Raw genomic sequence first — 12,220 nt, forward strand, 5'->3', positions numbered from 1 at the left:
CGCTATTTGGGTCGCTAAAAATTATTTTATTTCCTCAAAATCGACAAACTCACCAGCAGTTTCTGTTCCTTTACGTTCAGGAGTTTCTTTTGGTGGAATGTAATCGACATGGATTTTACCCTCGGGCTGTGATCTTGTGCTTTCTTGCTTATTTTGTCCATTAAATTCATAATAGAAAGTACCGCCCTGTCCCTGGCCATTGTATGCTCCACCTTGCTGTTGCGCCTTTTTCATCAACTTTTCAGCTGCTTTACGCATTGCAAATGGTAAAAATAATCGAAATAAGAATCTTACTACAAAGTAAACAGCGAATGTAATAAGTATAAATTTTAAAAATGCCATAGTTAATTCGTTGCTATTTTCTCAAATTTAACCAATAACTCGATAAACTGTTGTCTTTAAATTGTCAGATAAGAAATTATTAACAAATTTTAAGACTTCCCTAATTTTCCTTTCGTTTCCATAATAACACGATATAACTCTTCCTGCCGCTGCGTCCCCAATACATAGGTAAGGCCATCTTTATCTGTTAAAAAAACAGCATTTTTGCCACCAGCAAAGAATTTAATCTTTCCTTTTGTATGTAAATTGTAAACTGGATTATTGAAAAAGAATGTACTATATGGTGCTTTTTCTATTTTTGTAATGGACGCAAGATCAATTTTCACAACACGGGTAGACCAAAGTCCGCTAATTAGAATATGGTCTTGAAATACCTCTATGCGGAACAATACCATATACATCATAACGATAGAGGTAATAATTATACCTACCCCTACAATAAAGAACAATTGACTCGAGATCAAATGATCTAAATTGAGATAAAATGCAGTAAAACAAAAAAGCACGAGTACCAAACGCACACTGATCCAAACACGGTCACGTCCTAAATATTGATTTTCCGAATAGAGTACACCTTCTTTCATTGACTTGAGATTTAGATTTTACTTTGGAGATCTTAGACACATTACGTGCTTACAGTTCAGCTTCCAAATAACATCATTTTGTTTCTATAGAATTTGCGTCACAACCGCATTATCGAACAAGTTAGTTTAAACACATTGTCCGATTATCCATTATATGTTTTTTCGTCATAGACATAATCAGCATTTTTTCATACTAATCAGTTCTGCAAACTAAAGTAAGGACTTTTTTTGTATTGGAGGTAATTTTATAACGATTGTCCATGCGATAATTGGCGATCCATAGGATATCCCCATTTCCATTTACCACCAGCGGAATATTTTCTTTTTCAAAAAGACTGATCTTTTTATTGATAAAGAAATCACTCAGCTTCTTCCGTCCTTCCATACCTAAAGGATAAAAACTATCTCCGACTTTCCAGGACCGAATTGTCAGTGGGAATACCAATAAATCATAATCCAGTTTAGCAAGATCAGGCGTTCGGACAATAGCTATATCCGTGGAAACCTCGGCGTGAAAACAATACCGCTTCCACTCAACGGTCGAAGTTTCGGAAGTTATCAAAGCCTCATCGGGTGAAATAAATTCTTTCTCCCGAATAAAAAGTTCACTTCGATCCAACAGCATATGGTAACAATCGGATTGAAAAACACGGCCCGATTCTTTCACCCAAGCTTGTTGGAGATCGCTCAGTACAGCTTTCGAAAAATTAAAGGCCGAAAATAATTCATAAAGTAATGGTAAATTATCCAGATAAGGCTCGAGGTCTTCTTTCCGAACTCCCCACCCCTCATCTGTAGGATAGAAAAGCTTTTTCCGAATAGGTTCAACAAATTGCTGTAATAGTTGATAGGACTCTTTAAAGTGATTGATATTCTGTTCGAATATCATTTCAAAGTCGGGTTGAAGTTTTTTGAAATGTGGAATAATATCAATTCTAATTTTATTACGTGCATATTTTGTTGAAAAATTAGATTGGTCATCTCGATAAGCAATACCATACATGTGAACAAAATGTTCGATTTCACTGGCTTTCAAAAAAAGAAGCGGCCGGATAATACGTTCCCGAATCGGAAAAATACCCTGAAGACCCTGAAGACCGGTTCCACGTGAAAGGTTAAGAAGTACTGTTTCGATGTGGTCATTCAGATGCTGAGCCACAGCGATTCGATCAAACTGCAGTTCGTGTCTAAGTTTTTCAAACCAGGCGTAACGTAATTCCCGAGCGGCCATTTGAATTGAAATCTGTTGATCCTTTGCGTAAGCTTTTGTATCAAAGTGCTTCACAAATATTGGAATACCGTTTTCCGCTGCAAATTTTCTCACCAGCGCTTCGTCTTGCTCCGAATCTTCCCCTCTTAATTGAAAATTACAGTGGGCAATAGCAATGTGGTATCCCGCTTTTGCAAACAAATGTGCCATTAACATGGAGTCCTTTCCCCCACTTACTGTAAGCAATATTTTATCATGAGGCATCAACAAATGCTCCTTTTCAATATAGCCCATTAGTCTTTCCAGCACATTCATATAACAAAGTTACGGTATATTTTGACCGAATGATAAATTCAAGTCTTAAAATTTGTGAAATCCAGTAAAGTAGCAATTAAAATCCATATTTTTGCCCTTGTGAAACAATACATTTATACACTTATTGTATTTATTTTAACTGGCTTGTCGGTCCAAGCCCAGAAGAAGGATGAATTAAAGCTTCTGTCATCATCCCATATTATTACTGGAAAAGATGGCAATATGTCGTTTTATCGGCCGGTGTATGAACACGTTGGTTCAACACTGTCCTCAGACAGTGGCTATCTACATAAAGATAACATTGGTCGACAATTTTTTGAAGCCTTTGGAAATGTGATCATCACTCAGCCTGATGGTACCCAAATATTTTCCAATAAATTACACTATGAAGCGGCCATGCAGCTTGCAACACTTACAGGCGCTGTTCGTATGGTCAGCACCAGCGGGTCTATATTGACAACCGATCACCTCGTCTATAATATGCGCAGCAAGATAGGTAATTACTACAGCGGTGGTCGTATTCTATCAGGAAGTGACACAATTACCAGCCAGCGAGCTACTTATTTCGAAAATACAGGCGAATCCTATTTCAATCAAAAAGTTGTCGTTAGATCGACCAATGTGAAAGTCTACACCGACTCCATGAAATACAATGGGAATACACGTATTACCGAATTCTATGGCCCCACGAATATCAAAGGGAATAAGGGTGAAAATTTATATACTGAAAAAGGCCGATACCATATGGCAACAGGCCAAGCCTATTTTTCTAAAAATAATCTCTACACGGAGGGAACAAAGTTTCTCAAGGGCGATAGCCTATTCTACGACAGGCAAGTGGGAATCGGTAAAGCCGTAAAAAATGTGGTCTTTGTGGACACCTTAGACAAATTTTATGCTTATGGCGGATTTGGCTTATACAATGGGAGAAACGAATCCATTACAATGACAGATAAACCGCTGATCATTTCGGTTGTCAAAAAAGATTCAACACAGAAAGATTCCCCATCTTCTTTGTCTCCAGTTCCACAAAAGTCGGAGAAAGAGCTCAAAAAAGAAGCTAAAGAATTAAAGAAGATTGAGAAAGAGGAACAGAAAGACAACCTCAAATCAGACAAAACTGCATCAGAAGGAATTCTCGAAGAAAAGGATCATCTGGGTAAAAACACCAAAAGCAACAAAAAAGAACAACTCAAGGGTGACGCACAAGTAGATTCTGTTTTTATGACCGCCGATACGCTGTTCTCACAAATGATATTCCGCAGAGACTATATTCCCAAAGATTTCAAATTAAATCGTGAAGGTGGCGCAATCGAGGATGATAACGAGATCGATTATGGTGACCAGGATTCGACATCAACACCGATTGATTCTACGGGTACATTAAAAACTGTTGCAGATAGTCTTCAAAAAGACCTCGATAGTTTGCATAAAAACGACACAAAAAAACCATCACTGGAAAAAAACACAAAAAAAGCACCAGATACCCTTACGAATAGAAAGCCGGTTGCTCCGAAGAAAGTACCGGTCATAGTCGGTGATCAAAATAAGATAGAAATTGAGAAAAACCTGAAGGCTGACAGTGTATTGCGCAAAAAAGCGGTCATCCCGCAAGGCGGTGAATCAGAAAAACTGATGGGGGCTGCATTAAAAAATGCCCAAGCGGAAAAACGCGATTCTCTTTCCCAAGATACGGCCAAAACAAGAATTATAAAGGCCTACTATAATGCTCGGTTATTTAAATCTGATTTACAAGCTGTAGCCGATTCCATGTATTACGGGATGCAAGATTCCATGTTCAGACTAATGGGAAAACCAATGATGTGGGCCGAAAACTCACAGATTTCGGGAGACACCATATTTTTGCAAGTAAAGAACCAAAAGCTGGACAATTCACTGCTTGTGGGCAATGCCTTTATGGTAAACGCGACAAGTGACTCTTTAAAATTTAATCAGATTAAGGGACGAAAAATTACAAGCTTTTTCACCAATAATCGCATGGAACGCCTTTTTGTAGATGGTAATGCGGAAAACATATTTTACAATATTGATGAGAAGACCAATGTAACCACAGAGCTTGTCCATGATCGCAGCAGTCGTTTCAAGATCTTGATGGAAGACAATAAGCTGAAAGAATATGTGTCCATCCGGAAAGTAGACGGCAAGGTCTATCCTATTGCTGAAGTCACTGCCGATAAAGAATTCCTTCCGAATTTCACTTGGCGACCTGAAGACCGGCCTAAGTCAAAAGACGATTTATTAAATCGAAAAAGAGATCTTTCGAAAGCTTCATTTACGGTTCCTACTGCACCGGAAGGTGAGGAATCAGGAACAATGAAAGCCATTAACAAAGGTGATAAAACCACAGGGCCTAAAAAGGGTGCTGCAAAGGAAGCGAATACTATTGGAAGTACCGATAAGGTTAAAGATACCGAAGGTGACAAAGCAAGCGCTACAACAAAAACTGCTAAGCCATCGGAAACAACAGATAAAGCTAACAGTACAAAAACTAATGTAAAGACTGCAGCCGACAAAGCAACTGCAAAGTCCGACTCAACAACTAATAAATCGGCGATAACACCGGCGCAAGATAGTACTCAGACAAAGGTAAAAGCTAAATAACCGCCACTACCAGGTCGCACAAAAAAGCAGCGCAAAACAAATTGTTTTGCGCTGCTTTTTTGATTCAAGACTATCTGCTGCTCCTCTCAGATGCGCTCGTTCATTAAATTAAATCAATAGAAATTTCTATTTATAATTCAAATGATCTAGTAACTGACTTACTTCGTTTTTAAATATGCAGCAAGTTTGCCAACAGCAATCGCACGATGGCTTATGCTGTTTTTTTCCTCTGCTGTCATTTCCGCAAAAGTTTTATCATAGCCATTTGGGATAAAGATGGGGTCATAACCAAACCCATCAACACCTCTACGTTGATCTATAATTTTGCCTTCAATACTTCCCTCAAAGAAGTGCTGCTGCTCATTCAGATACAAGGAAATAACTGTTTTGAATCTCGCCGTGCGGTTGAGGGTATCACCTAATTTCTGCAGGACAAGATCAATGTTCTTTTCCATATCCCTTGATCCGGAATAACGTGCCGAATAAACGCCCGGTTCGCCATTTAATGCGTCTATCTCCAATCCAGAATCATCACCAAAGCAGTAAAGGCCATATTTATTAACCAAATAATCTGTTTTCTGTTGTGCATTCTCTTCAAATGTTACGCCTGTTTCTGGAATATCATCCTGACAGTCAATATCGTTCAGACTCTTAATAACAAAAGCGTTCCCCACGATCGCTTGGACCTCTTCCAGTTTATGGGCATTATTGGTTGCAAACACAAGTTCTAGCATCTTCTATTTATTTTGATATCCCATCAAAAATATGCATTCTTATCCATATTAACATTCCTGTACCTACATTTTAGAAATTACTTACTTTTTCATAACTTAATACAAGTTATGAAAAGTGTATTCCAATTACTTCTCACATTAATCTTATTAGGTCTGAATAATGTGAAAGCTCAATATTATCTGGATAAATCAGGAGATCTGACCACAGATATGAAAAAAGCCTATTACTCCAGAAAAGTTACCCCTGAATTTAAAGATGGAAGAAGGCAATATGTTTTCTTAGAAAAATTTGCAAACAATGATCAGGTTAAAACAAAAGGCGTATCATTGACCGATAAAGCGCCATATGCCTTTGTAGGAAAAAAGGAAACCTACTACCCAAATGGAAAACTAAAAAGCACAGAAACTTTTTCAGATAGAGCACTATTGATTGACACGGCTTATTACTACTATCCCTCAGGAACACTCTATTTAAAAACCCATAATAATGGGCGCGAAGAACAGTTTTCCAAATACAACACGTCTACAACGCGGTACATTCTCTATTATGACTCTTTGGGAATAAAAAGATTAGAACATGGAAATGGATTTCTTCGCCTAACTAATCTTGACAATGAAGACTATGAAGAAGGGGCCTTGGTTTCCAATAAACGTGAAGGAGAATGGATTGGAAAATCAAGTGATTCTCCCAAAAAGTCGTATACGTTTAAAGAATATTATGAAAAAGGTCACTTGATACGAGGCGAGAAAACAAAGAACAATGGTAAAATTATCTTTTACGACTCTACCAACTATCAAACCAACCCAATCTATTCAGAGGGAATGGACAGCTTTATGCGCTTCATCGCCGAGAATTATAAATATCCGATTGATGCAATGAAAAATGGTGTGAATGGAATCGTCCACATCAGTTTTATCGTAGAGAAAGATGGTAGCCTATCCAATATTAAGATCCAAAAAGATCTAGGATACGGAACAGGTGCCGCAGGAGTTGAGGTGATCAAAAAGTCAAAAAAATGGATTCCGGGAACACTTCGCGGAGAACCGGTACGTATTGCTTATACTTTACCGATTCGACTAAATCTGAGATAACTTAGTAACAGCGTTCTATTATATTCTATAAAATTAAGAAACAATAAAGGTCTTAAATTCATTCCAGAACAGTTTCTTTTTATTTACATCAACAAACATCTCTTCAAAACTGAACGTATTAAAAACCGTGGCAATACGGCCTTTCATATAGGAATTATGTTCAATAAAAGGTAGTTTCAAAGAGGCCGGTTCCACTCCCAGCAAAATAATCTTAGTCGGCTGAAAAAATTGCATGATACGCTTAAAATCATTTGGATTATGGCTATTCGCCAAATTAAGCACTGCAACGGTCTCTTTTGTCAATTTCAAGGCGCCAATTGTTTTCTCGAAAGCTTCAAGTGCCGCTGGTGAGAAGTAAGGATACTGCTCATATCGCAGAATAAAAAGTATTCCTTGCTCCTTGTTTCCCTGGTAGATAAACTCCCCACCCAATACCTCAAGATGGTTAACAGCATGGCTTCCGCTGACTACCTGACTAGGGACAGCTTGTTGGGCTTCCCCTATCCCCACTGCTACATACGAAGTGTCCTTCGTTGTCAATGATGCTTGTACAATAGCTGCTTGCGCATGAACACTATTCTCCTCCTGTAAAGAATGTCCAGACAGATCGGCTTGAAAATCAAAACCATTTCCAAAGATTGTTTCATCCATTAAGGTCTGAAGTGCAACGGGATTATCTGTTGTAAGATTGCTCATTGGGAAAAAAATATTAGATAGTAAAGATAAAGAAGAAAAAGGGAAAAGAAAAAGGAGCGAAAAATCGCTCCTTTCTATATGTCAAAAAGATTAATGACCTAAGATATACGAGAAGATCAATGGCGCAACGATCGTTGCGTCAGATTCTACAATAAATTTAGGTGTATCAATATCTAACTTACCCCAAGTGATTTTCTCGTTTGGAACAGCGCCTGAGTAAGAACCATACGAAGTTGTTGAATCAGAGATCTGACAGAAATAAGCCCAGAAAGGTACTTCTTCCCATTCAAGATCTTGATACATCATCGGAACTACACAGATTGGAAAGTCACCAGAAATACCACCGGCGATTTGGAAAAATCCAACACCTTTACCTGCTGAGTTGTTACGGTACCATTCTGTTAAGTAAATCATATATTCGATACCAGACTTAACTGTACTCGCTTTCAATTTACCTTTAATCACATTGGATGCGAAGATATTACCTGTGGTTGAATCTTCCCATCCCGGACATACAATCGGTAAATTTTTCTCAGCAGCAGCAACAATCCAGGAATCTTTTGGGTCGATTTCATAATATTGCTCCAATACACCTGAATTAACGACTTGATAAAGGAATTCATGCGGCAAGTAACGCTCACCTTTTGCTTCAGCAGCATGCCAAACATCTTCAAGATGCTTCTGCAAACGACGGAAAGCTTCCTCTTCAGGAATACAAGTATCTGTCACACGATTATAGTGATTATCCAATAGCTCTCTTTCTTGCTCAGCTGTCAAATCTCTATAATTAGGGATTCTTTTGTAGTGTGAGTGTGCCACAAGGTTCATCACATCCTCTTCCAAATTAGCACCAGTACAAGAAATAAAGTGTACTTTATCTTGACGGATCATTTCTGCTAAAGAAACACCCAATTCAGCTGTAGACATTGCACCTCCTAAAGAGATCAACATTTTTCCACCATCCAACAGATGTTCCTCGTAACCTTTTGCAGCATCTACTAATGCCGCTGCGTTAAAGTGACGGTAATTATGCTCAATAAATTGAGAAATAGGTCCTTTTTGAGTACTCATGATATTTTCTAACTTTTATAAAATAATAAGTATCGCAAAGGTACTGAATATAATCTATTTTCGTCCCAACAGAGATCCAAAACGCGTATAGACCACATTTTTTTTAACAAATGTAAAAAGAATGGTATTCCAAATCCGCGATTATAGATTAACGCTTAGTATTCGACACTTTGATCTATAGCATGGGCTAGTTTATTAACGAAGTCAGGTTTCACATTTTTATCAATCGCATTGATGTTATCCAGCTCAAGGAGAAGTGCCGGTATTTTAGCACCTCGTAGAATCGCTAGCTTTGTGTTTACCTCTGGAGCACTCACTGCCAGTCCATTCTGCTGCAGCCTTTGGCCCAGACTAACCGCAAATTTGTGGTTAAGCTCTTCGAGCGGATTATGATTAATCCCAGAATGATATAATATTCGAATAGGAAGAGATTGTTTGTCTTTTACATTGTCGAAATGGATTGATAGCAATAAATCCCCTTCAAAGTTAGACCGGTCTCTGAGTAATTTATATTCATCAGCAGCCCTTGACAACAATACTTTGTACCCCTTGCGCTCCAGCTCCTGTTTCAAAAGTAAACAGGTTTCCCATGTCAATGATTTTTCTGCCAATCCGAAAGAGGAAATCCCCCCTGTGTCTTTCCCACCATGTCCGGGGTCGAGGATGATCGTTTTAGACGGCTTCTTTTTTCCGTTTAAAGAAGCCGAAAACCAAGAGCTCTTCGGCGGATTAATAAACGAATAAAACAGTAGTGAAAAGCCTAATAAAGGAACGGTCAATACGTATTGCCATCTTGCTTTTTTGGAGGAAGGTTTTGACATCATGACCTGCACCCGTTCGACCAGTTCATGCCTATTGTTAAATAAACTGCTCTGCAACCCAGTAGGACATGACTGCTGAGTTAAGTTTAACAGGAAGTGGGCATAGCCACGATTTCCATATCGATTGGCCAGCACCTCATCAACCTGATACTCATGCACCAAATACAGCTGTTTGCGCATCCAATAAACAAATGGATTTAGCCAAAAAAGGCAACGAAAAATTTCAATAAACAATTTATCCCGGCGATGTTTAAAAACAATATGCTGGCTCTCATGTTCAAAAATTAATTTTCCATCAGGCGTAGCAAGCTGATCTTCCGTCATAACAATTACATGCTGAACTGAACAATTTGCATAATGTGCAAAGGGAGCAACCATCGTAAATCCCTCAAATTTATATTTACTCAGCTGTCCAATACGACGGTATAGGCGGATATAGCGTAACGCAAAGCGGCACAACAAAACAATAGAAATAAGCAGATAACCATAAGCAATGCCATATCCGATCGAAAACGAATGCCAGAAAGAATCGACCATATCTGTCTCAGATACGAGATCACCAGCAGTTTCTAGCGAATGAGCGATTGTATTCGATTGTTCAAAAGCGAGTACTGGACTTGTCGGCGAAAGAAATAGCTCGCCCAAACGTACAGTTCCAAACGGCAGAAGCAGACTCAACAAACATAAACCTAGAATAAAATAACGGTTCCATTGAAAAAATGAAAGCTGTCTGAATACCAGAAAATAAAGAACTGCCCCGACTACCAGACTGCAGTTAACTTCAAATAAATAATAAAGTAAACTATTCATGATTTTCGTGTTTTTTGATGAGTTGTTCTATTTTCTGAATATCCTCCGCCGAGAGCTTCTTTTCCTTTACCATAAAAGAAAGTAGATTCTCGACCGAATCATCAAAATAATGATCGAGTACTCTTGAGAATGATAACTTTCGGTATTGCATCTTTGAAATTAAAGGATAATATTGATACGTTTTTCCGAAGGCCCTATAACCCACATACCCTTTCTTTTCCAATATCCGTACAATCGAGGAGATTGTATTATAAGGTATTGAACTACTTGGATCCAGATACTCAATAATATCTTTGACAAAGACCTCTTTGAGCTTCCAAATCACCTGCATGACTTCCTCTTCTTTTTTTGTTAATTCTTCCATAATTTGATACGTTGTTTATAATAACATAAAGCTATAACTTATTTTTCAGTTTTACAACTTAAAAATAAGTTATAAAACTGAAAAATAAGTTTAACAAAGAAGTTCAATCAAAAAAAGAAGACTAAAACCTACTTTTTCAACAGTTTAGAGAAAAACAAATAGGCTGCTACCAAAAAGATAACGATAATAATCAGGACAACAATCTCTTGCATCCCTATTCCCCAATTCATACTATTCATAATTTTTTTTCAACTTAAATGATCCATTTCTCGCATCGATCTAAAAATCTTTGGTCTATATCTGCCCCGATTCCAATTTGGTCTGAGATATGTATTTTATACCCGTCATATTGAGTACCACCGATAACAGGATCTTCCAAATGGCCAACCATACAAGTGTCCAGATCAAAAAACTTGACATTTGGGGCAGCATACGCGAAATGTACCTTAGCAGCCAAAGCCAAGCGAGATTCCAGCATCCCTCCGATCATACAAGTAATACCGTATTCCGCGGCAATATGATTAATTTTTAAGGCCTCTTGAATACCTCCTGATTTCGAAAATTTAATATTGATATAATCGCAGGCATCAGCTTTACAGAGGCGCTCCGCATCATGGTGAGAATAAACCGATTCATCCGCCATCACAGGAACGATAGTTTCTGTGCGCAATTGAGGTAAATATTCATCATCCCAGGTACGCATTGGCTGTTCACAAAATTGTATCTTAAAAGGTTCCAGCCCCTGCAATGCTTCTATTGCCCCTGCATAAGACCAGCCTTGATTTGCATCAACGCGAATAGGCATTTCGAATCCAACAGCCTTACGTATTTCACGAATACGTGCAATATCCGTTTTTGGGTCCTTCCCCAATTTAACTTTCAACATAACCGCACCTCCGTCCTGTAAACGCTTTGCTTTCAGCGCCATCTCTTCCGGAGATGCAATCCCTAAGGTGATATCTGTCGTAATCTCTCGCTTCGTTCCCTTTAGAAACTGATACAGTGGTAATCCAGCATATTTGGCGGCCAGATCATGCAAGGCCATATCAAAGGCCGATTTGATCGTTTTGTTACCGGCAATATACAAGTCCAATTCCTCCAAACGTTCTTCTATAGCCAAAGGATCGCGCCCCTTCCAGATCTTTGCAAAATCTCGTGCCAGCACTAAACAGGTATCTTGTGTTTCTCCTACGATCATCGGAAAAGCAGAACATTCGCCCACACCATAGATATTGGCATCGGTATATATACGTATAAAAGTATTTTGCGCATAATCCATCGTCCCTGTCGCAATGACAAATGGTTCCATTGGAATACTCAATCGATAAATTTCAATTTCAGTTATTTTCATCTTAGTCTCTTTAGTTAAGCCATAGCAATACAGCATAAAGGATATGCAATACTTTGCCTAATTTATATATATTATCGCAATCTTGGGATGCTTTTTCCATATCCCACAAAAAAATATTGCCAAATGATGCATTATTAAGGTGTACTTCAACATATCTTAATAACTACGAATAGTAAATACAATATCAGCAATAAAACACATTAAAAGA

At 38.3% G+C, this 12,220-nt stretch carries 11 protein-coding genes; 2 read left to right on the forward strand and 9 right to left on the reverse strand.

Translation table 11 applies throughout. The features are described from left to right. Positions 1-21: 21 nt before the first annotated feature. From B3C94_RS15110 to tilS, 3 genes are all read right to left on the reverse strand, one after another. Positions 22-342 (reverse strand): DUF4834 family protein, encoded by a 321-nt coding sequence (locus tag B3C94_RS15110; RefSeq protein ID WP_293905069.1) that lies wholly within the window; start codon positions 340-342, stop codon positions 22-24. Between the two features lie 89 nt (positions 343-431). After that, positions 432-926, reverse strand: coding sequence for a hypothetical protein (locus B3C94_RS15115; protein ID WP_293905071.1), 495 nt, complete (start codon positions 924-926; stop codon positions 432-434). A 193-nt stretch (positions 927-1,119) separates the two neighbouring features. After that, on the reverse strand, positions 1,120-2,451 hold the full coding sequence (tilS, locus tag B3C94_RS15120) for a tRNA lysidine(34) synthetase TilS (protein ID WP_293905073.1): 1,332 nt from the start codon (positions 2,449-2,451) through the stop codon (positions 1,120-1,122). Between the two features lie 54 nt (positions 2,452-2,505). Between tilS and B3C94_RS15125 the strand changes: the two genes are divergently transcribed. Next, a complete protein-coding gene (locus B3C94_RS15125; RefSeq protein WP_293905075.1) occupies positions 2,506-5,073 on the forward strand; it encodes an OstA-like protein in 2,568 nt (855 codons plus the stop codon). Between the two features lie 158 nt (positions 5,074-5,231). Here the strand turns inward: B3C94_RS15125 and B3C94_RS15130 are convergent, their stop codons facing one another. Next, positions 5,232-5,807 (reverse strand): non-canonical purine NTP diphosphatase, encoded by a 576-nt coding sequence (locus B3C94_RS15130; protein WP_293905077.1) that lies wholly within the window; start codon positions 5,805-5,807, stop codon positions 5,232-5,234. A gap of 108 nt (positions 5,808-5,915) precedes the next feature. Between B3C94_RS15130 and B3C94_RS15135 the strand changes: the two genes are divergently transcribed. Continuing rightward, positions 5,916-6,899 carry an energy transducer TonB gene (locus B3C94_RS15135; protein WP_293905079.1) on the forward strand — a complete coding sequence of 328 codons (984 nt, stop codon included), beginning with the start codon at positions 5,916-5,918 and terminating at the stop codon, positions 6,897-6,899. A gap of 33 nt (positions 6,900-6,932) precedes the next feature. Here the strand turns inward: B3C94_RS15135 and B3C94_RS15140 are convergent, their stop codons facing one another. The 5 genes from B3C94_RS15140 to B3C94_RS15160 form a co-directional block, all read right to left on the reverse strand. Then, the gene (locus tag B3C94_RS15140; protein WP_293905081.1) at positions 6,933-7,595 is read right to left on the reverse strand and encodes a hypothetical protein; all 663 of its coding nucleotides are present in this window, start codon (positions 7,593-7,595) and stop codon (positions 6,933-6,935) included. Between the two features lie 90 nt (positions 7,596-7,685). Further along, positions 7,686-8,666 (reverse strand): deoxyhypusine synthase family protein, encoded by a 981-nt coding sequence (locus B3C94_RS15145; protein WP_046674101.1) that lies wholly within the window; start codon positions 8,664-8,666, stop codon positions 7,686-7,688. Positions 8,667-8,821: 155 nt separating this feature from the next. Continuing rightward, positions 8,822-10,297: a M56/M15 family metallopeptidase gene (locus tag B3C94_RS15150; RefSeq protein ID WP_293905084.1), complete on the reverse strand. Its 1,476-nt coding sequence runs from the start codon at positions 10,295-10,297 to the stop codon at positions 8,822-8,824. Then, entirely contained in the window at positions 10,290-10,661 is a 372-nt protein-coding gene (locus B3C94_RS15155) for a BlaI/MecI/CopY family transcriptional regulator (protein WP_293905086.1), read from the reverse strand. The genes B3C94_RS15150 and B3C94_RS15155 overlap by 8 nt, the downstream gene beginning before the upstream one ends. 253 nt (positions 10,662-10,914) lie before the next feature. After that, positions 10,915-12,012, reverse strand: coding sequence for a mandelate racemase/muconate lactonizing enzyme family protein (locus B3C94_RS15160; RefSeq protein ID WP_293905088.1), 1,098 nt, complete (start codon positions 12,010-12,012; stop codon positions 10,915-10,917). Positions 12,013-12,220 lie beyond the last annotated feature (208 nt).

The organism is Sphingobacterium sp. UBA5670, from assembly GCF_002420705.1.
Lineage (GTDB): Bacteria > Bacteroidota > Bacteroidia > Sphingobacteriales > Sphingobacteriaceae > Sphingobacterium.

Bases quoted from the DNA above. Each gene is read 5' to 3' on its own strand.
- B3C94_RS15110 (WP_293905069.1), bottom strand. From the start codon at position 342: ATGGCATTTTTAAAATTTATACTTATTACATTCGCTGTTTACTTTGTA.
- B3C94_RS15130 (WP_293905077.1), bottom strand. From the start codon at position 5,807: ATGCTAGAACTTGTGTTTGCAACCAATAATGCCCATAAACTGGAAGAG.
- B3C94_RS15150 (WP_293905084.1), bottom strand. From the start codon at position 10,297: ATGAATAGTTTACTTTATTATTTATTTGAAGTTAACTGCAGTCTGGTA.
- B3C94_RS15135 (WP_293905079.1), top strand. From the start codon at position 5,916: ATGAAAAGTGTATTCCAATTACTTCTCACATTAATCTTATTAGGTCTG.
- B3C94_RS15155 (WP_293905086.1), bottom strand. From the start codon at position 10,661: ATGGAAGAATTAACAAAAAAAGAAGAGGAAGTCATGCAGGTGATTTGG.
- B3C94_RS15160 (WP_293905088.1), bottom strand. From the start codon at position 12,012: ATGAAAATAACTGAAATTGAAATTTATCGATTGAGTATTCCAATGGAA.
- B3C94_RS15140 (WP_293905081.1), bottom strand. From the start codon at position 7,595: ATGAGCAATCTTACAACAGATAATCCCGTTGCACTTCAGACCTTAATG.
- B3C94_RS15145 (WP_046674101.1), bottom strand. From the start codon at position 8,666: ATGAGTACTCAAAAAGGACCTATTTCTCAATTTATTGAGCATAATTAC.
- B3C94_RS15115 (WP_293905071.1), bottom strand. From the start codon at position 926: ATGAAAGAAGGTGTACTCTATTCGGAAAATCAATATTTAGGACGTGAC.
- tilS (WP_293905073.1), bottom strand. From the start codon at position 2,451: ATGAATGTGCTGGAAAGACTAATGGGCTATATTGAAAAGGAGCATTTG.